Genomic DNA, 22,341 nt, shown 5'->3' with positions numbered 1-22,341 from the left:
ACCTTAAGACGGGAAGAAAATCAGCCATGTCAGCATAGAAATCAATGCTGTAACGCAGGGATACACAACGACTGCCGGGGATAACCAGCCCGTTTTGTGCAAGTTACTGGAAAGTATGTGTAAGAGCGTCATTCCTGTGACACCGATGCCCGTACACAGAAGCCAGTCAGGGAAGGATGCGCCGAACAAGACAACAGAAGGTGCGGGAGAACACCCAGTCAGGGAGCTCACGGCAATAAACAGCACCGTCAGAAGATGGAATGATGATGGCTTACCTGGATGTTTGTACATTTTCGTATATTCATGAAATTTAATGTTAAAGTGGCCAAACTTGAATCTTTATTCAAATTTAGCTTATCTTATACAGCACCAAATCTCAAGATCGTGCAAAATAGACAACCAACAGGTCACCTTCTTCCAGGACACATTATGGCAATTTCAGATACCAACCGCTTACGACCCCCCATGCAACGAAGGGGGCACCTCAGGGTTCAAAAAATCCTGGATGCAGCAGCTGAGATTATCAGTGACATCTCCATTGAAAAGCTCACTATTCAGGAACTTGCAAAGCGTTCAGGTACAGCGCCGGGTTCGCTTTATCATTTTTTCCCCGATATTGAGTCCGTTAAGGAATCACTGAAGCTCAGTTTTGATAACAAACTTTCCGAGATGTTGGATGCGAAAAAAAACCAATATGTGGAGCAGGACTGGTGCTCTTTGCCTGCAGGCGATCTTATTAATGCTATTTTTCAGCCCTATGCCAACTTCCTTATTGAGAACAAGGCCTATTTACCACTTCTTCTGAGAATAAATCCGGATTTTACTCAGTCGAAGTTTCTTGCTTTCCTGATCCATATATTAGAGCGCAGGAACCGTAACGTTACAAAATCAGAAATTATACGAGAAGCGAACTTCCTTCATTCCCTCGCTATAGGTACTCTGCAGCAGGCTTTCCAACGGGATAATAAACTTCCTTACGAGTTCATTCCCAAAATACTGCATTCTCTAGCACTCTACCTTGAATCAACGGAAGTACAGTTGGTTAAATCAGATTAGTAAAAATACCTTTGATATCATAGGTATTTATTGCTGATATATGTCTGAGTATATGTCCTGAAGTGCATGTTTGTTACCCCCCGCTCCATGCACTACCTCTCATAGCATCAAGAGGTGGTTGAATTGCCTGCTGGCTACATCCGCGAAAGAACGTCACAGCCAGTGAGTAAATGTGGTTAGCAAACCGATGTTCTTGATACTGAATTTTCTATAATTAAAAAAAAGCCTGCAATTAAGCAGGCCAAATTCAGAAGAATACTTCGCGCTTAAGTATATCAAGAAATCGTGGACAAACCATCTTAAGAAGCCAATTAAAATCAATCAACCCATTATTATATTGAGAGCATTTATTGCCAAAATGCTTTCTAATTTCACTGATGGTGATTACATTCTTCCATTTAATTTCGCCATGAAACATTTATATAAAAAGGCACGTTCCCCTCTCTTTTTACCGTGTCCAAATAGGTCTTTATCCATATAACCATATCTGCATAATCTCTCCAGTATCTTATGATATTTTGCGCTAATTGCTGGTGAATCAGGATGTAAGGACACTGGTTTTTGTTCCATGCACTTTTTGAGATATCTGGTGTTTCAGCCGCCAACCTATACACTTACGGCACCTGGTTATTCAGGGACTCATGGGCCCCACGGTTAAAGCCATCGATCCGGAAACCTCTGCCACAGGCCAGCGGTATCATACATAACATCTATCGACCCGCCTGGTTAAGTACCTCAAGCGTCGCCAGCGGAGCTGGGTTACACACCGAAAGACATCCTTAAAGGTACACCCGGCTTTGACGAACGTCAGGACGCCAATGATCTGGTGTTCAGTGAATCGGGCTTTACGCATGGCGATCTCCTCAGAGGACATTATCAGTACGTCGGTAGATCTCTAAAAGTGAATGGTTCGTTTTGCAGGGATACTTACAAACTGTTCATTAACCCGCATGCTCTCCTGGTGACCTGCCCCCACGATTAGATACAACACTCAGTTAGTAACGTCGGAATCTTCATTCTCAGAATGACCCTTTCTCCAGCCCGCTGCAAATTCAGACGGTGTCTGATAATTCAGCGTGGAGTGCGGGCGGCATTCGTTATAATCCTGCCGCCAGTCATTAATAATTTTCCTGGCATGAACGATATCGCTGAACCAGTGCTCATTCAAACATTCATCGCGAAATCGTCCGTTAAAGCTCTCAATAAATCCGTTCTGCGTTGGCTTGCCCGGCTGGATTAAGCGCAACTCAACACCATGCTCAAAGGCCCATTGATCCAGTGCACGGCAAGTGAACTCCGGCCCCTGGTCAGTTCTTATCGTCGCCGGATAGCCTCGAAACAGTGCAATGCTGTCCAGAATACGCGTGACCTGAACGCCTGAAATCCCAAAGGCAACAGTGACCGTCAGGCATTCCTTTGTGAAATCATCGACGCAGGTAAGACACTTGATCCTGCGACCGGTGGAAAGTGCGTCCATGACGAAATCCATCGACCAGGTCAGATTGGGCGCCGCCGGACGGAGCAGCGGCAGACGTTCTGTTGCCAGCCCTTTACGACGTCTTCTGCGTTTTACGCCCAGGCCACTGAGGTGATAAAGCCGGTACACGCGCTTATGATTAACATGAAGCCCTTCACGGCGCAGCAACTGCCAAATACGACGGTAGCCAAAACGCCTGCGCTCCAGTGCCAGCTCAGTGATGCGCCCTGATAAATGCGCATCAGCAGCCGGACGGTGAGCCTCATAGCGGCAGGTCGACAGGGATAAACCTGTAAGCCTGCAGGCACGACGTTGCGACAGACCGGTCGCATCACACATCAACATCACGGCTTCCCGCTTCTGGTCTGTCGTCAGTACTTTCGCCCAAGAGCCACCTGAAGCGCCTCTTTATCCAGCATGGCTTCGGCAAGCAGCTTCTTGAGTCTGGTGTTCTCTTCCTCAAGCGACTTCAGGCGCTTAACTTCAGGCACCTCCATACCGCCATACTTCTTACGCCAGGTGTAAAACGTGGCATCGGAAATGGCATGCTTGCGGCAGAGTTCACGGGCGGGTACCCCAGCTTCGGCTTCGCGGAGAATACTGATGATCTGTTCGTCGGAAAAACGCTTCTTCATGGGGATGTCCTCATGTGGCTTATGAAGACATTACTAACATCGGGGTGTACTAATCAACGGGGAGCAGGTCAAGTATTCATTTTCACATAATACAGCTTTATTGTATCAACCTAAATGTTTAGGCATTTTCTCATGGATACTCAAAAATACATATTTGAAATTTATATTCTCAAATATCCACACCCTTGCGATACGGTACTGTCCAATGGGTACTTAGAAACATTTAGATCTTGAAATGCTTCCCAAAATCGAACGGGGTTACCCCCCTCTCCCGATTCGCATCCAGATAATCCGCCCACCACTGCAGCATTAGCCTGCGTTCACCCAAGTGCTCAGCCTTATGAATATAAGCTGCACGCACAGAGTTACGCTCCTGGTGGCTCATTTGCCGCTCAACCGCATCCTTCGACCACAATCCTGATTCAATTAATGAACTACAAGCCATGGTTCTGAAACCATGACCGCATACTTCCACTTTCGTATCGTAGCCCATGACTCGTAGTGATTTGTTAACTGTGTTTTCACTCATCGGTTTACGAGGATCATGATCACCAACGAAAATCAATTCGCGGTTTCCACTCATGCTTTTGATCTTTTCTAGAATGGCGAGAGCTTGTCGCGACAAGGGAACAAGATGCGGAGTCTTCATCTTAGAGCCGCGCTGAGAGTGTTTGACACCTTCCAGCGGTTCACGCTCGCCCGGAATCGTCCACATGGCAGTATCAAAATCTACTTCTGACCAGCGGGCAAAACGCAGCTCGCTTGAACGGATGAAAACCAACAAAGTGAGTTCAACCGCCAGTCGGGTTAACGGTCTTCCAGAATAATGATCGATACGATGAAGCAATTCAGGAATGCGATTAAGTTCCAGAGCAGCACGATGCTGTCTTTTCGCCGTAGCAACCGCACCGGCAATCTCTTGCGCAGGGTTGTAGTCGATTAAGCCGCTCTGCACAGCAAAGCGCATAATCGCGGTAGTACGCTGCTGTAAACGAGCAGCGACTTCAAGACGCCCGGAGGACTCGACGGCTTTGATGGGTACAAGCAGATCCCGAGTCTTCAGTTCCGCAATGTTCCGCTTACCGATAGCAGTAAAGAGATTATCTTCGAGACTTTTCAATACACGAGCGCTATGCGATGCCGACCATTTCTGATTGCTGGCATGCCAGTCTCTGGCAACCACTTCAAACGTTATTGCCTCTTGCTCCTGCTCTACCTTAACGGCCTTCTTGTTCTCACTGGGATCGACGCTGTTTGCTAACAGCTTACGGGCTTCATCGCGACGAGCCCTGGCGTCCGCCAGCGAAACTTCAGGATATTTTCCCAATGCCAGCATTTTCTCTTTGCCACCAAAGCGATAACGAAGTCGCCAGTATTTAGAACCGTTAGGGTGAACCAGCAACACCATGCCTTCACCGTCAGTAAGCTTATAGGCTTTTTCTTCAGGCTTAGCCGAACGAACCTTCACATCACTCAGAGCCATGATGAGTATCCTTTCAAGGGTTCTGTGTGGGTACAAACATTATCGAACCGAGATATACCCGCAGTTGTACCCACATCAGTAAGTTGATGTAGATTGAATCAGGTTGACTTAGGTTGAGTGAAAAAGCGAGGAAAGCCTTGCGGATACTGGATTTCAGGCACAAAAAAAGACGTCCATTGACGTCTATTGATGTTCCGATGGTGCGAAGGCCGGACTCGAATATTTAGTTAACCAGATGTATTTTAATTGTTTTTACATTTAAAAATGGATTAATGCCCCTTTTTATGCCCCCATTACAAGAGTAACAACCTAAATTTTACTAAAAAAGAGATTTTTCAATGTAGGCACTCTGGTTCGGATCCGCTTACCGGACACGAACCTGAACATCAGAAATCTGAGATAACTTCAGATTAATCATCTTTAACATTTTTTGACCAATAAAATCTGTAATAAAGGCAGAGAAATTAATCTCTGCCTTTATTATTGTCATATAAAAAGGCTATTAATTAGAGTACATTGCTGACATCCATTAATATCGACAGCTTTTAAAAAATCTGTGTTACTAATCAAAACAGCATTACTAACACCTGAAAACTGGAGCTGTGCATACATACCTAAAACGGATTTTTTTTCGTAATACTGAGATCTTCCACTATAACTTTCACCAGCATTAGAACTTATAAATCGCCTCGTTCTTTCTTGTATCAATAAATTAGTTTGAAGGAAACTCAAAATATCTTGCTGCAATTGTTGGCTTTTGTTATGAAAATAACCTAACAATTGATCCTCTAAGGTACCAAGCTGAGTTTGAACATCATGAAAAATATAACCACCCCATTCACTCCCATCGAAATCAATAATACTACCATTGGAGAGTTGAGTAGCTTCTTCTAATCCTATCTCATTTTTAATCTCTGTTATTCTTGCATCAATGCCAAGTTCATCAGCATCAAAAAAGTATAAAAATCTATATGCAATTTCTATACTGAAGTCATCTGTACCAGAAAGTTCTTTATACATAGTAACTAACTCAGCCCTTTCACGACTTCTGCCATCACCATTTAGATTATGTATAAAAATTAAGTTCCCATCATGATAGAAACAAACAGAAGGTAGTTTCGGCCCGTTTGGCTGAAAACCAAGTTTTTTATCTGGAATTCTTACTTGACTTAGTTCTTTTTCAAAGCGTTTATCAAACGGTGGAGGTAATTGACCAATTTTGAGATCTTGAAGTAGGAATCCATTAACTAAAAGAATTCTGCTAAGAAAAGCGACGTCATGCTGTCCTTCACAAAAGGCAACTATGACTCTATTATAAGATACACTCACAATTTTAGCCTCTAATATCAAGATCAATATTTTTTATCAAATAGCCAAATCTTTCGCCATCAGCCCTTTTCACAACTACTTTATCGTCAACTTTGCTTAACTGAAATCCAGTAATGCAATCATTGTTATAATCGTTATTTAAAAAAGCTGTGATACATTCACCCGAATGTGATGTAAGGAACACTTGCACATTGAAACGTTCTGCAAGTTGTTGCGTAAATTTAGTAAACTCCAATAGTAAACTATAATGAATCGCAGTTTCAAATTCATCAATAAAAAGTACACCGTTGCGACACGCAGCAAAAGATAAGGCTATATAAAAGATGCGCTGAATACCCTCTCCATAAGAGGTAAGATCGAAACTTCTGTTAAAATCATATGCTGATTCTACGATAAACCTTTTGAGCTCCATGTCCTCAGTGAATCTGACATCTTTTATCGTTGGCTCAATTTTATTCATAAATTCAATAACCAGGCCGATAGCGGATTGTATATTTAAATCATCTGACTCTGAGTCAGTTACAGACGTTAAACTTGCACCTATACTTTTGTTATAATCAGTGAGCAAATCGTCTATATCGTAGAAATAAGGGCTTTTAAATGACGATGAACACAAATGCGAAACTTGATCAGCATTCCTTCTCATACGTTCATGAATAAAAGTATGGACTGTGTTATTTCTAAATTCTCCATCAATGCTAGACTTTAAGCTATAAGACGCTATATAGTCATCTTGTTTATCAATTGAAGAATCATCATATTTAATCATCTCAACAGTAACATTACTATCATCAAACACTCCTGATAAGATTATTTTATCTTGGAAAAGAGCATTCAACAATGTTGGACTCAAAGTACTGATTTTATTTTTTTGCCTAATAAGATTAAAATGCGATGATATATCATTACGCTGCGTCAATAAGTAAATCGCTTCAAGTAAAGAAGTTTTCCCAGCATTATTAAACCCAGCAATGATATTAATCTTATTGAAATTATCCAATGAGAAATTTTTAAAGAATTTATATTTTTTGATATAAATAGATTTAAAGTGTTTTTTTACTCCATACTCAAAATTAGTTGTATAGTTTCCTCCTTCGATATTTATAGCCGTCTGTTTTGGCATTATTTGTGTAAGTTTTTCTTTTGCATCATCTAATAAGCGCAAATCTTCTTGGTTTATGAGGCTACTATATAAATTTAAATCCTTTAAGGAGTCTTCAAGCTTGCTTAAAGCATTTTTATAGTTTTGCTGATTTACTGAACCACTCGCAGCTAATCCTCTTGCAAGGCTACGCTCATCCTCCATTACCTTCAAGGCTTTTTCATTATTGATGAACAGAGCAAGATCTCGTATCTCAAGAGATTTAGTAATTATTGGTTCTAGCTCAACGTATTCACCATTACTTTCCTCTTCAATGTCATCTTCTAGCTCATTTTTCTCAAGGTATTCATCTGTTTTAGAGATCCACGAAAAAAGCCTATCAAGATTCACTAAATTTCGAGCATAATAACCGTTATCACTCCAGTCTAACCAAGATTTAATTACAGGCTTTTTGATTATTTCTTCAAAAATACCAAACATACTTGGTTCGAATTGCTCAGCATACTCACTTGTTTTATATAAGGAAATTAGATTATAAACTCTAAGCATAGAGCGAAGACGAGTTTTAGAAATACCGAGCGAACTAACTAGCTCATCTTCTTTTTCAACATACTCATCTCGAGTTTTGTCTTCATATGGTTTTAAAAAATCATAAAGCAGCTTGGATTGGTTAAATGTTGACCACTTTTTATTGCCACTTATATGCTTTAATCCCATCACAATCAAATGTTTTTCAACATCTTGATTATTATGGATTTCGAAAGGCACACTTCTAAAAATTGATGGGTCTAGTTTTCCAATATCAAAACCCTTTTCATGTGCTTCCTGCAATGCTTTCAGCGCCGTTACACGACGATTTCCTTCAAGGACTAAATAATTGTTATCTCCTAAATCCTTTACTTGAATAACATCAACATCTAAGTATCCATTAGCTTTAAAACTTGCTATTAGATCTTTGATATTCTCTTGTCTATTTCCTTCTATAAAAAAGCGAGTCCTACGCTGAATTGTTGGATCTAGCATGTCCTTTTCTGAGACTGGCTTGTGCTGGTCATTGTCAACAAAACGGTAGTTATTAGGATCTAGAAATAAATTTTTTAAATTTTTGCTAATGCGCGGGCGAATTTGCTCGACATTCATATGTCACCTCAATGGTGTAGGAACTATACAATGCAACTTTACTTGATACCTCAGCAATCAACAACTTCATGTTTTGAAACTAAACGCGCACTGCCCCGCCCGCCTGCCCGCTCCACTTAACAGGGTGGTTTTCATGCACCTCGTAAATCGCTTCAGGAGCCGCCACACAAGGGCTTTTGCGTCAAAAATAACGCATGACTGTCATGCGTTTTCATGCAGCATAGACATGCACTCAGGCTACAGACATCAAAAACCCGGCACAAGCCGGGCTTAAGTGAGCTGTTCTGTTCAGATCAAAACAGTTTTCTTTTTTTCCTGTCATCATGTGAGCCTGATACCGGTGCTGAACCGGCCAGGCTCATCACGTCGTCCCGGAATCTCAGCGGCAATATTTCACTCGTCCATTTCAGCATGAGATTCAGGATAAATTCACGATACAGTGTATCTGCATCATTTGTACCTTCAATAATGCCCGGTATATGTACTGAGCTATTCCGCTCAAATTGTCTGTACTTCATCCTGAGCAGGCTGCTCAATTCAGCACCGTTGAAAATAAAAAAGTCACGCAGAAGCTCATCAATACGCTCTTCCGTGATGCCATGATGGCAGTTTACGTAGGCGTTTGCCTTACGACCGGTCGCGTCAGCCAGTACCGGCAACTGCTCTTCTTTTTCAGTAATCAGACCGGCCAGCTCGGCGGCTGTTTCCTGTTGTTCCAGATACTCAGCCCGAAGAGCTTTCATCTCTGGAGTCACGATACCGCCGTTCTGGCTAAGCAATTCCCTGAACTGCATCCGATTGTCTTTGCTCGCCTGTTCAGTTTCGGCCTGATGCTGACGCAGAGCCCTGAGGTTCTCAATAGCTGCATCTTCGGCCTGTCTGGCTTCCACCCAGGCCTGCATTTTTTGGTAAAGGTCAATTATCCTGGACTGCCAGTCAGAGGAAAGGCCTTTTGTCAGTGTTTCCGTCTGGCGGGAGATTTCATCTGCAGGCAACCGCATGAGCCAATCCGCATCCTGAAGTGGTTTCTTTGCCCTGGCGAGGAGTGTCACTACATGTCCGGTTGCGGCCTGAATCTGGTTTTCCGTCAATTGTTGTTCTGTCATATTATGGTTCCTCCCGATTTTATTGTGCATGACGGTCTTTAAGGGTACAGGCCGAACCGTAGCGGCCCAGCGTCTGCGACTTACGTGCGGGGGGATCATCCTGCGACTCAGGTTCAGATGGCACGGGTTTATGCGGCTTCATAATTATCGTGTCAACGCTTTCCAGCGCTGTAAATGTGCAGGAACATTCAAGATTCTGGCACTGATACCATGAGCGTTTAACGGAAGGTGCTTCATAAGAACTGGTTCTGGCATGGGCCATAGTGCCGCATTCAGGACATTTCAGCGCCATTACATACCCTCCGATACACTATTGTTTTTTTGCAGCAACATCTGTTCCTGACGTATCTTCATCTTATGCAGGGCTGCAGGGGATAGTTGCTTACTGAAATCCAGACGGGCCGCATAATCCGGGGCTACGCCCGCCAGTTTAAACACAGGATCCTGTTCCGGCATCGCATCGTTAGTGAGAGCCGGTTTGATGATATTTTTATGAATAAAGTCTTTCAGCACTGTGTCCGGGTCATTAACTGAATGCACCACACCGACAACTGCGCTGGCTTCCCGGCCCATTGTGGATTTCAGCAGGCTCAGTGTCTGGATTAGGGCTTTACCATGCAACTGCATAAAATCCTCCCAGATTTGTTTTGCGCGAATACCCACAAGGGCATCGTGCGCGTTGATGTACTTTCCGGCTAATTCCGCAGCCTCCTGCGGCAAAAGTGCATTCTCGGATTCCTGAGCCGCCAGCAGATCGTCAAAATCCTCAAGCGTTTCACGTCCCAGCGCAATTTCCGCGTGCAGCTTTTTCATTTCCTTTGAGATTACGCCCTGACTTTTGCGAAACAGCGTACGCCACTCCTCATTCAGTGCGTTCGTTATGGCTTCCATTTCAGCGCGACGCTGGCGGATTGTCGCAATATTATCCGACGCCGCTTTCTGCTTACGACGTGCATCAAGCCATGCGTTTCTGGCTGTGTTCAGGGTTTCCAGTGCCCGCTGCGTTACAGCCGGAAAAGTGGAAAGGTTATTATTTTCTACGATGTTGTTCATGACTTCTCCTGTCGGGTTGGTTCGCTACGTCAATTGTGTCGTGGCTGACACAAGCTCACTATCAGTGCTCAGTGTGTGGTGGCTGGCACATCGCACATTTGCGGTTACTCAGACGTGGCTATGAAAGCCAGCCAGATAAAAATGCCCTCTGTTTCAGTCTGCTTTATGTCCACGGTGCGGTGGAACAGGTGAAACATGTGTTACAACATTGTTTTGTAGAGCATTTATAGGCACAGAACAGGTGGAACATCGCGGGTAACAAGGTGGAACAGCGGATCGGCTGGCGTTCCACCTGTTCCACCTCACTATTTCAGAAGGTGGAACAGGTTCAGCCCTTGTAAAATACGGTTGTTCCACCTGTTTCACCTGTTACCCTTAATAAATAAGACTCACGCAAAGCCTTAACCCGGCACCTCGCTGTTGAAGACATAGAGCCTGCGGGGATTCATCTCTGGCGGGCGAATAGTTGTCTGCAGCTTGCCATCGGTGGAGGGCAGCAGGTATCCACGATCCGCGCACAGACGCGCCACCTTGCGCGGCTCAAATCCCCGGCAGATTTCTTTCCAGCCGGACGGCATGACGTAGAACGTGGTGACAGCTTCCGTGCCCTGCGCGGTACTGCCTTTCTCCACCCTGCGCCAGCCCACCATATTGCCGGGGCGGTTGCGCTCATCGTGCCAGTCAGCAAAGCGGCTGTACTGATTCGCGGTAAAGAAGCTGCGTACCTGCTCCAGTGCGGCAATATCTTCCTGATTGGCGGTGTGCCCACGATCTTTCAGCCATGCGTTCAGGCAGACGCGGGTTGCCCGCAGCGCTTCACCCTCAGGCCAGCCGGTGATACCCAGCCGGGTTGCCAGCTCGCCCGCCATCGCCACCAGTGCAAAGCGGTTCACAGCCCGGCCTACCTGATTACCCGCATCTTTCGGGGTCAGGGCGGCGGTATATTCCTTCATCAGTGACTTTGCCTGTGCCGTCAGCCCGTTAAGATCAGCGGTCAGGGCTTTCAGCCACTCCCGGAACGGCGAACCGTAGTAACTGGACGTGGCCCATTCAAGATGCTCCGCCAGCGCTTTTCCGCTGTCGAAGCCGTGCAGCTCCTCAAATACGCCAAACTTCCCGGAATCGCTTGGGATCTGGATCATCCTGACTTCCATCCCGGCAAAGGTACGCTCTCCGGCTTTTGCCGCATGTTCAGTCAGTGACAGCTCGCCGGTTGAAAAGAACAGCAGCCGCCACTGCTTACGGGTGCGCAGCTCACCGTCCGTACCGGCACGGCCCTTGCCCTGACCATTTGCCAGCATGTAGGCGATATTGCCTGCCTCGCGTCCGTCTACCTCCCGGATCTCATCGAGCATCATGGCGGCATCGTTGCGGCGGCTGGCGCATCCCTCCAGCGCGTTGCCGGTTGCCCGCCACGTCTGCCAGTAGTCAGGCCCGCCGCAGACGGAGGTTGCCGCTTTCATGGTGGTGGTCTTACCGTCCGTCGATTCCCCCTTGAGGTGGTAACCGCCGCCGTCCATACCAACCAGCCGTAATAGTGGTGCAGCAAAAGCCAGACTGACGGCAAATGCCACGCGGGAGTTGCCGGTGCAGTAACGTGAAACGTGCTCCCGCCATTCCTCCGTTGTGCCCGACACGCGGAAATCGCGCCCCTGCACGGAAGTGGTCTGGAGAATGACACTTTCCGCGCCTTCACCACTGACCTCATCCTGCAGGACGTAAACCTGACCATGCCACCCGGTACGGCTTACGCAGGTCACGCGGCGTTCCGGTTTACACAGAGAGATATATTCCATCAGGCGGGCGCGGGCCTCACCGGTGGTGCTGATATAGGACAGCCCGTTGACCAGCAGTACCCGGCGCAGCTCCTCACCGCTACCGCTCAGCATTTCCATCGGCATCGCCCAGCGGCGGCGCTCACCCCACGTATCTTCCCACTCCAGAAGTCGCCCGAAGTTACCGCCATCGGCATCGCAGGTGATTGCCGTCACGCGCAGCGGGTTGCATATTTTGACGTTCTGGATCTCCGTCTCACCGTTGCGCTGTACCTGTTTTTCATACCAGAGATATTCCTGGGTAAGACGGAACCCGTGCGGCAGCTGCGTGCGGCCTTCCCCGCACAGCACCAGACCGTTACGAAATGCTTCACGGGCACGGGTAATACCGTGCTCCCGATGGAAATCATTCCAGTCAGCCTTAATCTCTCCAGGTGGCAGCGTCATCCAGCCGCCGACGGCTTTTGCCGCCCGTTCAGCAAAGGATCTGCCGGGATTCTCGCCTCCGTCCTGAAAATCGTTATCACCGGCGATGATAATTTTTACCTCAGGCCAGCGTGCCCGCAGCGACTGCGCCACGTTGGGCAGGTTGCCCGCCGATATGGCAGCCACTACGCACCCGGCGGTGAGCTGGCTTACCGTCAGCGCCGTGGCGTAACCTTCGGTAATCACCACCTGTACCGGCGGTTCAGACGGTAACGGGCTGAGCGCCACAAACGCGCCTTTCATCGTGCTGCCGGGCAGTATGCTTTTTTCACCCGTCGGGGCGATAAGCTGCGCACCGGTCACGGCTCCGGCGTTGGTGGTGAGCGGTAACAGCAGGGAACCGGCAGGAAAATCCTTACCGCTGATATGCTGAACGCTCCCGGTCAGGGAGGCCGGGTATCCGGCGAACCCTTTTCCGGTCAGATAGGGGCTTTCTCCCGTGTGGCTCTCTTTCATCAGCGTCGCAACGGTAAGGCTCATGTCACGTTTAGGGGCTTTTTGCCTGGCAGGCTTAACAGACAGTTCCTGCACATCCGGCACATTAAGCACCTGCGCCACCTCCTGCGCGGCCTTTCTGACGCCGTAACCGGTCATGAGCTTAACCAGATCCAGACCGTCACCATTGCCGCACTGGCTGCAAATCCACGTCCCGCGCCCGTCAAGGTCATCGAGGCGAAAACGATCCTTGCCCCCACATTTCGGGCAGGGACCGTGCCTGCCATTTTCAGGTACATCAATACGCAGCATATGCAGAATAACGGGCCATTTCCCCCGCGCGGCGGCTGAAATCTGCGTAACCGTCTGTGTTGTCATACTTCCCCCTGATACAGCGCCACACCTGTGCTGCAGAAGTCATCAAAGGCCGCCGGAAGCGTGCGGTACAGCTCCGCCATCACTTCAGAGCCGCGCGCGGTCAGTACCGGCGGCGCGGTCAGCAGTGACGGCTCCAGCATGTCGGTCAGCAGTGCCAGCGCAGCAGCGGCTCCCTGTGCTTCGCCGTACTCGTTAATCAGTGCGCATTCGATATGCAGCGCAATGGCCATTTCAATACGCTCAACCGTCAGGCTGTGCGGACCATACTGATCGCTGCCGGTTTCGTTCAGAGTTTTCTGCCGCCATGCCGATGCAATAGCCCGCCGGTACAGCGCGGTAGTCATTTCTGCCGGGAAAATGGAAACCTGCGGCTGGTTCATTTGGCACCTCCTTCAATCAGTGCGCAACTGTGTGCAATATCCGTCAAATCCGCCCGCAGGTACTCCATCAGCGCGGCGACACCTGGCGCACAGTCTGCATCCAGAGTTCCGCCCTGCGAGGGGTATTCAGAAAAGAGAAGCTGCAGCATGTCGCAGGCCTTTCTGGCGCGGTCCAGCTTTCCGAAACCGTCCTCTGACAACCCATACGCAAAAGCACCGCTATTGTGTTTTTCAGGCAAAGCGTGGCCCTGAGCACCGTTGTGCCCGTTTGAAATATTCATCTTGGATTACTCCGTTTTCAGCGGTGTTTTGTCAGAGAAACTTTGAATAGTGACTGTCGTCAGGTTCAGCAGAATGCCGAATGCTGCGCTCCCGCCAGCGGGTAAATACCACAGACGAATGCAGCTTCAGCGGGCCGGAACCACTACCACCCGCCGGAGCTGGCGAAGGTTTGATAAGTGGCGCATCAAACAGGCGTGTATACCGCTGTTCAAACCATGCCAGAGGGCAGGAAGAAAGCTGGTTGTCGCTGTCATGACGTATCAGCACTTCACAGCTGAATTCAGGATTAACCAGCGCCACGGAGGGCGAGGCTTCAATTAATCGGATGATTGTGATGGACCAGCCACGTTCATGCTGCCAGCGTTCGCCGGGTTGCGGATAATTACGCATGTTCACCTCCGCAGGGAATGCGACCGGCAAAGCTCAGCACGTAGTCCGGGGCCAGTCTGCGCCGCGCTGAGCGCTCGTTATCTGCGGTGATCCTTAACATCACAGGACGGGCATTGCGTTGACTGCGGTTGATCGCAGCAAATAACCAGGTACACTTCTGTTTAGCCATCTTCGTTTCCTCATACAGCGGATTGGTCAGAGGCCCGGTTAGTGTTGCTGCACTGCCGGGCTTCGCCTTTTTCACCCCAGAACACCCAAGGTGTGGCCCACTATAAATATTAGGTGTGGCCCACGTCAATGCTTTTCTTTGTTCTTTTCCCGTGTATACTGTGGCCCACCAAACATACGGAGATTCAGTAATGGCTACCGGTACAAAGAATGCTAAATCACAAGCCTTAAAGGCACGAGTGCCACATGATGTAGTTGAAGCGATGGAAATGGTGAAAGAAGAGGACGAAAGTACGTCACAATTCATCATTACATCCATGCAAAGTGAGATCAAACGCCGCCAGCGCAGGAAAGTTAAGCCAGAGCAAGGAGGCTGAATAGAGAAGCTAACAAACGTTCTCTCAGGCTCCATGCTAATTTCAGTAAGCGACAATATTTTTAAGCCCACAAACTCAATATGTCGGGCTTTTTTATTAGTTATTTTCATGCCGTTCACCACGAGAGGCATATATTTGCTCTTGAATCCAGTGATCGACTTCGCTTTCAACAAATGAAATTGCACGAGTTCCTATTTTTACTGGACGGGGAAATGTATTATTTGAAAGCTGTTTGTAAAGCCATGCCTTGCTACGCTGAACGCGTCTTAACACTTCTTTTGCTGAAATAAGAGTCTGATTATCTGAAAGATTGTTTGCATATTCCATCTTGTTACTCCGTATTCTACTTAAGTTCACGGTGACTTTAAACACTGAAAAAAAGTGATTCTAGTGATAATGGAATCTATTAATACAAACACTGATTCTACTGAAACATGATAGTTTCTACTGAAAAAAGAAATAATGTTCATATGAAAGAACACGAGAAGAGGAAAACGTAAAACAAAATAAAATCAATAAAATTCATATAGATAGTATTGCAGCACAAACAAATCATACGTTAGAAGGTATTATTGCGTTTTATCGATTCATATTAGTCAGGGATTACCACAGTATTACACTGTATTACCCTTTATAGCCCCTTAGAGCCTCTTGTAGCCCCTTCTAATGAGAGATATACAGATAGTAATAATAAATTCACTCTCCGTATTTTATAATGTCTTTCCCCAGCTTTATTTTCTTATAAAACGTAGCTTTTTTAACCCCTTTCAATAGAATCTCATTCTCATTACAAAAAGAAACAATATCATTATATATAACACTATTATCGCTATAGTTTCCCTTTCCATATTTCTTAAGCAACTCAATTAGTAAGTAAATTAATTTACAACTATAATTATCCTCATCATCTTTTCTGTACTGCCCTCTGCCATTACTCCTTAACTTTTTACCAACCTCATATAATTCACTTCCTCCTAGCATCATTAAAATATCGCCCCAATCTTTATTTTTTACTTGTTGTTGCAATGCGTTCTCAATTCTTTCCTTAATTTCAGGAGGTACAATATCCTCCCTCTGAAAGATATAAGCGGCAGTTAATACTAAATTCGCCTCCACTTTTTGCGTGGCGGATATGTTTTTATATTCATTAATTAATTGTAGATTTCTGGTTATTGCCTTTCTTAACCGAATAACCTCTTTTAATTGAATATCAGTCAATTCATCATTTTCGGTATCATAGTCAAAACCATTCATAGCAAGCGCCACTTCGTGCGGCGTAATGTACGTTAACCTATTAAAATAAAATAAATTATTATCAGATTGAGTGTTATTCATTTGAATCTCTCCTCAGTACCACAATGGTAATTATTTTCCATGCACACGCGCAAAATCATATGGTGTGATAGATCCATTCTTGTTAGCATCAATGTAATCAGCCCACCATTGCAGCATTAATCTTCTTTCTTCAAGATATTCAGAAGTATGCATATATGAACCTTTCACGTTTTTTCGTTCAACGTGACTTAGTTGTCTTTCAATGGCATCATCATTCCATAGTTTCGACTCACTTAGCGCACCACGCGCCATAGTTCTAAAACCATGCCCACATACTTCTGTCTTCGTATCATATCCCATTACACGTAAGGCGCTATTTACAGTATTTTCACTCATTACTTTTTTAGGATCATGATCGCTGGGAAATATAACCTCGCCTTTACCGCTCAAGGCATGTAAACGTTTAAAAATATCAAATGCTTGTTTGCTAAGCGGAACAATATGTTCAGTTTTCATCTTCATCCCACGCTCAGAGTGTTTTACGCCGGGAATAGGCTTACGAATTCCGGGTATCGTCCACTCGCTTCGTTCAAAGTTAACCTCACTCCAGCGAGCAAAACGCATCTCACTTGAACGAATAAATGTGAGTAGCGTTAATTCAACGGCAAGCCGTGTCATTAGTCGCCCTTTATAGCGTGATAGTCTTTCAAGAAACTCAGGGATTCTTTTTGGGGGTAGTGCTGGGTGATGGGTTGCCTTAACGCTTAAAAGCGCTCCAGCCATATCACTGGCAGGATTTGATTCAAGAAGGTCATTCTGCACACCGAAACGCATAATTGCGGTTACGCGCTGCATCAGTCGCTGCGCAACATCATGTTTACCTGCCGCATCAACAGCTTTGATCGGATTGAGAAGCTGGCTGGTTCTCAACGTTCTGGCGTCAATTTGACCTATCGAGGGGAAAATATACTGCTCAAGCGTCAGCAGAACGCGACGGCTATGATCTTCGCTCCAAGTTAGGTTACTTGCGTGCCATTGCCTTGCGATAGTTTCAAATAAATATGCCCCCTCAATTTCAGCTTGTGCCCCCTTTTGCTCAGCTTTGGGGTCAATGCCCTGAGACAACAATTTCTTTGCTGCATCGCGCTTACCCCGAGCCTCAGCCAAAGTGATCGTCGGGTATACACCAAAAGCGAGCCGATCTTCCTTTTTGTCAGATGGGCGGCGATATTTCATGCGCCAATACTTGGAACCTTTTGGGGAGACTTCAAGATATAAGCCGCCTCCATCAGCCATTTTATAGGCTTTCTCTTTCGGCTTTGCGGTCTCTATCTGGCGAGCATTGAGTTTCATTTTGGGGGCACAAATCCTGATCGAATTGACATGCCCCCGATTATGCCCCCAAAAGAGGGTAGACCACAAGAGACCAACAAAGACCATTAAATACGGTAACTTTCTTGTTTTTAAGGTTTTTTTCTGGGTTTGAAGACTTCAGGAAACGTCAAAAGAAGTGTTAATGGTGCCGAAGGCCGGACTCGAACCGGCACGTATTTCTACGGTTGATTTTGAATCAACTGCGTCTACCGATTTCGCCACTTCGGCACTGAAGGGGATGCGGAAACGTTGTGGATTATACCTGTCGCGCGCCGCCATGCAAGCGACGACGCGCGAAACCCGCGCTAAGTGCCCAAAAAACCAGCGCCCTTCGTCAGTCCAGCTCAGACACCGCCAGCCGAATCACCCCTGCCGCCTTCTGCTCCGGCAGCGCCAGCACCTTGGCCCACATCTCCTGCACCATATCGCAGGAGAGCTTCTCTTTGCCCGCCGCCTTCTCCGGCATCTGCAGCAACTGGATGTCCTCGCCGTACTTATCGGCAAGCGCCTTCATAATCGGCCGCACGTCCTCGACGGCCGCCTCGCGCTCGGCCTGCGTCACGGTGTGGCGGTTTTTGCCGTAGGCCGCGCGCATCATGTCGGCGTCGGCCTGCATGCGCCGCGCCATCAGGTCTTTATCCAGCATGCGCATCGGGTTCACGCCGCCCTTCACCGCCGGGTAGAGGAAGCGGAAGCAGGCGTCGTCGCTCACCTTCTGGATGGCGGCGGTCTGCTCCATGTTGATGGTCATGTAGTTCACCACGTTGGCGTCCGGGGCGTTCTGCAGGCGCGACATCTGCAGATGCAGGATCTGCGGCTGGATGGTGTCGATAATCTGCTGCTCCGGCTCGCCCGCTTTTTGCAGGGCGGCCATCTGGTCGAGGATGCGCTGGTGCAGCGCGGGCTCCTGCTCCTTAATCACCTGCCAGGCGGGCATCGCGTTAAGGGCAGCATCCATCTGCTGTTCCGGCGCAGGCTGCCTGTCGAAGAACACCCAGAACGCCACGGCGGCAGCCGCGACGACGACAATCACACTACGGGTCCACGTTTTATTCATCTCGCATCCTTATCCTTGAGTTGTGCCGGTTTACACCGGCACGCCGCTGTGGAAGCGAAACTCGTGGTCCGGTGTCGAGATAAGTGTGGCTTCAATTTCGCCAAAAAGCTGTATGCGCGGTGAGATATCGTCGTCGCTCACCTGCTGAGCCAGCGTCAGGTAGTCCTGATAATGGCGCGCTTCCGAGCGCAGCAGCGAGAGATAGAACTTCTGCAGGTCGTCGTCGAGGAACGGAGCCAGCGCGGCGAAGCGTTCGCAGGAGCGGGCTTCGATGTAGGCGCCGCAGATGAGCTTGTCGATCAGCGTCAGCGGTTCGTGGGTGCGCACTTCTTTAAGCATCCCTTTGGCGTAGCGGCTGGCGGTAATTTTGACGTACGGAATGTCGCGGGCCAGCATCGCCTCGCGCACCTGCCAGAAGTGGTGAAGCTCTTCTTTGATAAGCAGCACCATGCTGTCGATGAGCGCCTGGCCCCACGGGTCGTCGGTTTTGGGCATCACGCTTTTGCCAATCTGCCTGTGCAGGGCGATGAAGTCCGGATCCGGGCCGTCGCGGAAGGTGAACTGTTCGTAGGGCTTGAGCCAGTTGAGCAGCACGTCGGCACCGCTTTCGTCGGCAACGTATTTACGCACCAGTAATAGCGCGGTCTGGGCGGCCTTGAGCTCGCACACCATGTGGTCGGTGAGCAGCAGCGGCAGATTCGCCGGGTCGCGGGCTTTATCAATCCATGCTTGCGGGGTCGGGCACTGGAGGAAGTTGAGTACGGGGGCGAGTATCTGCGGGTAATCCATGGTTCTGCCTTGAAAAAGCGGTGGCGCGGGCCACCGCCAGAAACGCTTAGTGACGCACGCCGTCGTCGTCTTCGTCGACGTAATCTTCGTCGTCGCCTTCTTCGCCGTCTTCACCGTTCGGATCTTCGAAGTAGGTTCCCCAGCCGTCGTATTCCACGTCAAACTTCTCGGCCAGGTTCATCAGCTGTTCTACCTGCGCATCGATCAGCTCCGCCTTCAGCGCGCCTTCGCTCAGGATGTCGCAGCAGATGACGGTGTCGCCCTCTTCCACTTCCAGCTCTTCCGGCTCGGTCACTTCGTAACCCAGCTTGAAGGCTTCCACGGCCATTTTTTCCAGCGCGTCGAAATCATCCGCAGAGAAATGGTGCTCGATGGTGTACAGCGCGTCCGGATCGCTACCGTCTTCCAGCAGCTCTTCAATAATCAGACGCGTCTCTTCGCGTTGCTCTTCCAGGTGTTCCGGGTTTGCCATGGCTCAATCCTCTTTAAAGTGCGGCAGATACTTCTATTTTCACACACGGACGGGTTTGCCTCCACCTTTGTTGGAAAGATTTGTGAAACGGGGTTGCAAATGAATAATTACACATATAAAGTGAATTTTAATTCAACAAGTGGCGTTCGCCATGTGAGGATAAAATGTCCGATTTGTACAAAAAACACTTTCTGAAACTGCTCGACTTTACCCCTGCACAGTTCACTTCTCTGCTGACCCTTGCCGCACAGCTCAAAGCCGATAAAAAAAAGGGCAAGGAAGTACAAAAGCTTACCGGTAAAAACATCGCGCTCATCTTCGAAAAAGACTCGACCCGTACACGTTGCTCTTTCGAAGTTGCCGCATTTGACCAGGGCGCACGCGTCACGTACTTAGGGCCGAGCGGCAGCCAGATTGGGCATAAAGAGTCAATTAAGGATACCGCGCGGGTGCTCGGGCGGATGTACGACGGCATTCAGTATCGCGGCCACGGCCAGGAAGTCGTCGAAACGCTGGCGCAGTACGCTGGCGTGCCGGTGTGGAACGGGCTGACCAACGAGTTCCACCCGACGCAGCTGCTGGCGGACCTGCTGACCATGCAGGAGCACCTGCCGGGCAAAGCGTTTAGCGAGATGACGCTGGTCTACGCGGGCGACGCGCGCAACAACATGGGCAACTCGATGCTGGAAGCGGCGGCGCTGACCGGGCTGGATCTGCGCCTGGTGGCCCCGAAAGCCTGCTGGCCGGAAGAGAGCCTGGTGGCGGAGTGCAGCGCGCTGGCCCAGAAGCACGGCGGCAAAATCACCCTGACGGAAGACGTGGCGGCGGGCGTGAAGGGCGCGGACTTTATCTATACCGACGTCTGGGTGTCGATGGGCGAAGCCAAAGAGAAGTGGGCGGAGCGGATTGCGCTGCTGCGCGGGTATCAGGTGAACGCGCAGATGATGGCGCTGACCGGCAACCCGAACGTCAAGTTCCTGCACTGTCTGCCGGCGTTCCATGACGACCAGACCACGCTCGGCAAGCAGATGGCGAAGGAGTTCGACCTGCACGGCGGGATGGAGGTGACGGACGAGGTGTTTGAGTCAGCGGCGAGCATCGTGTTCGACCAGGCGGAAAACCGGATGCATACGATCAAGGCGGTGATGGTGGCGACGCTTGGGGAGTGATTGGGTCCTCTGCGCGCTGGTCCCCTCAACCCGGCCCTCTCCCACGGGGAGAGGGAGCAAACACTAAAAAACGACAACACTGTTGTCGTTTTTGCTTTTAACTTGCCACCAGCATCTTCACCACGACCTTACGTACCCTAGCAGGCGTCCCCACCGCGCACAGCGGATTGTGCACTTCGCCCGGCCAGAACACCACGAAATCCCCTTCGCTCAGCACCACGGTTTTCTCCTGCTCGCCTTCCGGCAGGAACGCGATGTCTTTGTCCGCCAGCCAGTCGGTGTCCGGCGTGCCGTGCGGCAGGGTGCTGAAGGTCATCCCCTCCTGGCCCTTCATCACGATCTGGATATCCAGATAGCGCGCGTGGTACTCGGCGCGGCGCTCGGCAAACGGCTGAGTCATGTCTTCAGAGACCAGATAAAACAGACTGTTGCCGTCGATATCATGCTTACCGGTCGGCGTTGCGTCGGTGACGTGGCTTTTGATGTGCTCAATCGCCTGGCGCAGCGCGTCGGGCAGCCAGGGCTGGAGATGGTGGATGTTGCCAATGATCATGCGAAAACCCTCGATATAAAACAACGTTTCATTTTCATCTCTTATACGAGAATCCAGGCTGCCATACCAGCCCTTTTTGGAAGAGGTTTGCGCGAGCGCATGTTTATCGAGAAAGATGTTAGTTTTCTGTTAATCCTGCCCGGGCAATTATGCAGAGGTTATGCATAACCTTAATAAACGCGTGTCGCGAGATCGCTCTAAGCCCTTGATAATGCGCTTTAATTAACAAAAACCCCTGCCGTCTCACACTTTGTTATTTTGATAATTTGCTCTAAAAACCCATAATTATTTATTGATTTTTCTTAAGTCAAAAATAGTTAATTACCTTAATTGCATAGCCATTCTTATACATTATTTTTATGATTAAAAATCAGCAACATAGGATCATATTTCAAGATATTAAAATCTACAAAATAATAACAACCTCGAATAATGCCACCGGATCCTGCTTAGCTATTCACCCTTCAATAATATGAAATTAATCATTATCTGATGCGAATCATGCAAATGAAAACAAACCCCTCAATATCCATTTTCGCGTGAACTGCATCACAATAATCATTATTTAACCGCCTAGTATGAACCTCGAAATCAATTGAG

24 protein-coding genes and 1 tRNA gene are annotated in these 22,341 nt (G+C 48.2%); 4 read left to right on the top strand and 21 right to left on the bottom strand.

Annotation, left to right across the window (positions count from 1 at the left end):
• Positions 1 to 3: 3 nt before the first annotated feature.
• Entirely contained in the window at positions 4 to 291 is a 288-nt protein-coding gene (locus FY206_RS03200; RefSeq protein WP_072001243.1) for a YtcA family lipoprotein, read from the bottom strand.
• A gap of 138 nt (positions 292 to 429) precedes the next feature.
• Between FY206_RS03200 and FY206_RS03195 the strand changes: the two genes are divergently transcribed.
• On the top strand, positions 430 to 1,056 hold the full coding sequence (locus FY206_RS03195; RefSeq protein WP_049006209.1) for a TetR/AcrR family transcriptional regulator: 627 nt from the start codon (positions 430 to 432) through the stop codon (positions 1,054 to 1,056).
• 991 nt (positions 1,057 to 2,047) lie between these two features.
• Here the strand turns inward: FY206_RS03195 and FY206_RS03185 are convergent.
• From FY206_RS03185 to FY206_RS25255, 12 genes are all read right to left on the bottom strand, one after another.
• Positions 2,048 to 3,168, bottom strand: a protein-coding gene (locus FY206_RS03185) for an IS3-like element ISSen4 family transposase (RefSeq protein ID WP_085950818.1) whose coding sequence is annotated in 2 segments (ribosomal slippage) — positions 2,048 to 2,910 and positions 2,910 to 3,168 — 1,122 coding nt in all. Because the reading frame shifts where the segments join, the coding sequence is not laid out codon by codon here.
• A 223-nt stretch (positions 3,169 to 3,391) separates the two neighbouring features.
• On the bottom strand, positions 3,392 to 4,651 hold the full coding sequence (locus FY206_RS03175; protein WP_032643879.1) for a tyrosine-type recombinase/integrase: 1,260 nt from the start codon (positions 4,649 to 4,651) through the stop codon (positions 3,392 to 3,394).
• A 486-nt stretch (positions 4,652 to 5,137) separates the two neighbouring features.
• Positions 5,138 to 5,980, bottom strand: coding sequence for a hypothetical protein (locus tag FY206_RS03170; RefSeq protein ID WP_044699103.1), 843 nt, complete (start codon positions 5,978 to 5,980; stop codon positions 5,138 to 5,140).
• 4 nt (positions 5,981 to 5,984) lie between these two features.
• A complete protein-coding gene (locus FY206_RS03165) occupies positions 5,985 to 8,222 on the bottom strand; it encodes an AAA family ATPase (protein ID WP_077064595.1) in 2,238 nt (745 codons plus the stop codon).
• Between the two features lie 293 nt (positions 8,223 to 8,515).
• The gene (locus FY206_RS03160) at positions 8,516 to 9,328 is read right to left on the bottom strand and encodes a hypothetical protein (protein WP_044699107.1); all 813 of its coding nucleotides are present in this window, start codon (positions 9,326 to 9,328) and stop codon (positions 8,516 to 8,518) included.
• A 19-nt stretch (positions 9,329 to 9,347) separates the two neighbouring features.
• A complete protein-coding gene (locus tag FY206_RS03155; protein ID WP_044699108.1) occupies positions 9,348 to 9,620 on the bottom strand; it encodes an ogr/Delta-like zinc finger family protein in 273 nt (90 codons plus the stop codon).
• Positions 9,620 to 10,381 carry a phage polarity suppression protein gene (locus FY206_RS03150; RefSeq protein WP_149067761.1) on the bottom strand — a complete coding sequence of 254 codons (762 nt, stop codon included), beginning with the start codon at positions 10,379 to 10,381 and terminating at the stop codon, positions 9,620 to 9,622. Before FY206_RS03150 ends, FY206_RS03155 begins: the two co-directional genes overlap by 1 nt.
• Before the next feature lie 401 nt (positions 10,382 to 10,782).
• Positions 10,783 to 13,455, bottom strand: coding sequence for a TOPRIM and DUF927 domain-containing protein (locus FY206_RS03145; RefSeq protein ID WP_149067760.1), 2,673 nt, complete (start codon positions 13,453 to 13,455; stop codon positions 10,783 to 10,785).
• A complete protein-coding gene (locus FY206_RS03140) occupies positions 13,452 to 13,835 on the bottom strand; it encodes a DUF5375 family protein (protein WP_044699115.1) in 384 nt (127 codons plus the stop codon). The genes FY206_RS03145 and FY206_RS03140 overlap by 4 nt, the downstream gene beginning before the upstream one ends.
• A complete protein-coding gene (locus tag FY206_RS03135; RefSeq protein WP_149067759.1) occupies positions 13,832 to 14,116 on the bottom strand; it encodes a hypothetical protein in 285 nt (94 codons plus the stop codon). Before FY206_RS03135 ends, FY206_RS03140 begins: the two co-directional genes overlap by 4 nt.
• Before the next feature lie 31 nt (positions 14,117 to 14,147).
• On the bottom strand, positions 14,148 to 14,507 hold the full coding sequence (locus FY206_RS03130) for a hypothetical protein (RefSeq protein ID WP_149067758.1): 360 nt from the start codon (positions 14,505 to 14,507) through the stop codon (positions 14,148 to 14,150).
• Positions 14,500 to 14,676, bottom strand: a complete 177-nt coding sequence (locus FY206_RS25255; RefSeq protein WP_001118612.1) for a host cell division inhibitor Icd-like protein — start codon at positions 14,674 to 14,676, stop codon at positions 14,500 to 14,502. Before FY206_RS25255 ends, FY206_RS03130 begins: the two co-directional genes overlap by 8 nt.
• Before the next feature lie 190 nt (positions 14,677 to 14,866).
• Between FY206_RS25255 and FY206_RS25250 the strand changes: the two genes are divergently transcribed.
• A complete protein-coding gene (locus FY206_RS25250; RefSeq protein WP_000190569.1) occupies positions 14,867 to 15,052 on the top strand; it encodes a YlcI/YnfO family protein in 186 nt (61 codons plus the stop codon).
• Positions 15,053 to 15,148: 96 nt separating this feature from the next.
• Here the strand turns inward: FY206_RS25250 and FY206_RS03120 are convergent, their stop codons facing one another.
• The 7 genes from FY206_RS03120 to rraB all read right to left on the bottom strand — a co-directional run bounded on the left by FY206_RS03120 (position 15,149) and on the right by rraB (position 20,019).
• On the bottom strand, positions 15,149 to 15,379 hold the full coding sequence (locus FY206_RS03120) for a helix-turn-helix transcriptional regulator (protein WP_044699119.1): 231 nt from the start codon (positions 15,377 to 15,379) through the stop codon (positions 15,149 to 15,151).
• Between the two features lie 369 nt (positions 15,380 to 15,748).
• A complete protein-coding gene (locus FY206_RS03115; protein ID WP_044699122.1) occupies positions 15,749 to 16,387 on the bottom strand; it encodes a hypothetical protein in 639 nt (212 codons plus the stop codon).
• 30 nt (positions 16,388 to 16,417) lie between these two features.
• Entirely contained in the window at positions 16,418 to 17,680 is a 1,263-nt protein-coding gene (locus tag FY206_RS03110) for a tyrosine-type recombinase/integrase (RefSeq protein ID WP_023185880.1), read from the bottom strand.
• 164 nt (positions 17,681 to 17,844) lie between these two features.
• Positions 17,845 to 17,929 (bottom strand) — tRNA-Leu (locus FY206_RS03105).
• A gap of 106 nt (positions 17,930 to 18,035) precedes the next feature.
• Entirely contained in the window at positions 18,036 to 18,758 is a 723-nt protein-coding gene (locus FY206_RS03100; protein ID WP_077064384.1) for a topoisomerase II, read from the bottom strand.
• A gap of 30 nt (positions 18,759 to 18,788) precedes the next feature.
• Positions 18,789 to 19,547, bottom strand: a complete 759-nt coding sequence (gene miaE, locus FY206_RS03095; RefSeq protein ID WP_032643876.1) for a tRNA isopentenyl-2-thiomethyl-A-37 hydroxylase MiaE — start codon at positions 19,545 to 19,547, stop codon at positions 18,789 to 18,791.
• Positions 19,548 to 19,593: 46 nt separating this feature from the next.
• A complete protein-coding gene (gene rraB, locus FY206_RS03090) occupies positions 19,594 to 20,019 on the bottom strand; it encodes a ribonuclease E inhibitor RraB (RefSeq protein WP_006810300.1) in 426 nt (141 codons plus the stop codon).
• A gap of 99 nt (positions 20,020 to 20,118) precedes the next feature.
• On the opposite strand from rraB, the gene argL reads away from it, so the two are divergent.
• Together argL and argF are read left to right on the top strand one after the other, a co-directional pair.
• Positions 20,119 to 20,214 (top strand): putative translational regulatory protein ArgL, encoded by a 96-nt coding sequence (gene argL, locus FY206_RS25505; RefSeq protein ID WP_214517575.1) that lies wholly within the window; start codon positions 20,119 to 20,121, stop codon positions 20,212 to 20,214.
• Positions 20,184 to 21,188 carry an ornithine carbamoyltransferase gene (gene argF / locus FY206_RS03085; protein WP_032643875.1) on the top strand — a complete coding sequence of 335 codons (1,005 nt, stop codon included), beginning with the start codon at positions 20,184 to 20,186 and terminating at the stop codon, positions 21,186 to 21,188. The genes argL and argF overlap by 31 nt, the downstream gene beginning before the upstream one ends.
• A gap of 97 nt (positions 21,189 to 21,285) precedes the next feature.
• On the opposite strand, the gene FY206_RS03080 is transcribed toward argF, so the two are convergent.
• Positions 21,286 to 21,741, bottom strand: coding sequence for a YhcH/YjgK/YiaL family protein (locus FY206_RS03080; RefSeq protein WP_032643874.1), 456 nt, complete (start codon positions 21,739 to 21,741; stop codon positions 21,286 to 21,288).
• Positions 21,742 to 22,341 lie beyond the last annotated feature (600 nt).

Source organism: Enterobacter chengduensis (assembly GCF_001984825.2).
Taxonomy (GTDB): Bacteria; Pseudomonadota; Gammaproteobacteria; order Enterobacterales; family Enterobacteriaceae; genus Enterobacter; species Enterobacter chengduensis.
Note: the sequence above shows the minus strand (reverse complement) of the source record. Positions and strands in the feature narration are given on the sequence as shown.

What these genes read in the sequence shown, in the direction of transcription:
- FY206_RS03200 (WP_072001243.1), bottom strand. Translation starts at nt 291, where the DNA reads ATGTACAAACATCCAGGTAAGCCATCATCATTCCATCTTCTGACGGTG.
- FY206_RS03195 (WP_049006209.1), top strand. Translation starts at nt 430, where the DNA reads ATGGCAATTTCAGATACCAACCGCTTACGACCCCCCATGCAACGAAGG.
- FY206_RS03175 (WP_032643879.1), bottom strand. Translation starts at nt 4,651, where the DNA reads ATGGCTCTGAGTGATGTGAAGGTTCGTTCGGCTAAGCCTGAAGAAAAA.
- FY206_RS03165 (WP_077064595.1), bottom strand. Translation starts at nt 8,222, where the DNA reads ATGAATGTCGAGCAAATTCGCCCGCGCATTAGCAAAAATTTAAAAAAT.
- FY206_RS03160 (WP_044699107.1), bottom strand. Translation starts at nt 9,328, where the DNA reads ATGACAGAACAACAATTGACGGAAAACCAGATTCAGGCCGCAACCGGA.
- FY206_RS03155 (WP_044699108.1), bottom strand. Translation starts at nt 9,620, where the DNA reads ATGGCGCTGAAATGTCCTGAATGCGGCACTATGGCCCATGCCAGAACC.
- FY206_RS03150 (WP_149067761.1), bottom strand. Translation starts at nt 10,381, where the DNA reads ATGAACAACATCGTAGAAAATAATAACCTTTCCACTTTTCCGGCTGTA.
- FY206_RS03145 (WP_149067760.1), bottom strand. Translation starts at nt 13,455, where the DNA reads ATGACAACACAGACGGTTACGCAGATTTCAGCCGCCGCGCGGGGGAAA.
- FY206_RS03140 (WP_044699115.1), bottom strand. Translation starts at nt 13,835, where the DNA reads ATGAACCAGCCGCAGGTTTCCATTTTCCCGGCAGAAATGACTACCGCG.
- FY206_RS03135 (WP_149067759.1), bottom strand. Translation starts at nt 14,116, where the DNA reads ATGAATATTTCAAACGGGCACAACGGTGCTCAGGGCCACGCTTTGCCT.
- FY206_RS03130 (WP_149067758.1), bottom strand. Translation starts at nt 14,507, where the DNA reads ATGCGTAATTATCCGCAACCCGGCGAACGCTGGCAGCATGAACGTGGC.
- FY206_RS25255 (WP_001118612.1), bottom strand. Translation starts at nt 14,676, where the DNA reads ATGGCTAAACAGAAGTGTACCTGGTTATTTGCTGCGATCAACCGCAGT.
- FY206_RS25250 (WP_000190569.1), top strand. Translation starts at nt 14,867, where the DNA reads ATGGCTACCGGTACAAAGAATGCTAAATCACAAGCCTTAAAGGCACGA.
- FY206_RS03120 (WP_044699119.1), bottom strand. Translation starts at nt 15,379, where the DNA reads ATGGAATATGCAAACAATCTTTCAGATAATCAGACTCTTATTTCAGCA.
- FY206_RS03115 (WP_044699122.1), bottom strand. Translation starts at nt 16,387, where the DNA reads ATGAATAACACTCAATCTGATAATAATTTATTTTATTTTAATAGGTTA.
- FY206_RS03110 (WP_023185880.1), bottom strand. Translation starts at nt 17,680, where the DNA reads ATGAAACTCAATGCTCGCCAGATAGAGACCGCAAAGCCGAAAGAGAAA.
- FY206_RS03100 (WP_077064384.1), bottom strand. Translation starts at nt 18,758, where the DNA reads ATGAATAAAACGTGGACCCGTAGTGTGATTGTCGTCGTCGCGGCTGCC.
- miaE (WP_032643876.1), bottom strand. Translation starts at nt 19,547, where the DNA reads ATGGATTACCCGCAGATACTCGCCCCCGTACTCAACTTCCTCCAGTGC.
- rraB (WP_006810300.1), bottom strand. Translation starts at nt 20,019, where the DNA reads ATGGCAAACCCGGAACACCTGGAAGAGCAACGCGAAGAGACGCGTCTG.
- argL (WP_214517575.1), top strand. Translation starts at nt 20,119, where the DNA reads ATGAATAATTACACATATAAAGTGAATTTTAATTCAACAAGTGGCGTT.
- argF (WP_032643875.1), top strand. Translation starts at nt 20,184, where the DNA reads ATGTCCGATTTGTACAAAAAACACTTTCTGAAACTGCTCGACTTTACC.
- FY206_RS03080 (WP_032643874.1), bottom strand. Translation starts at nt 21,741, where the DNA reads ATGATCATTGGCAACATCCACCATCTCCAGCCCTGGCTGCCCGACGCG.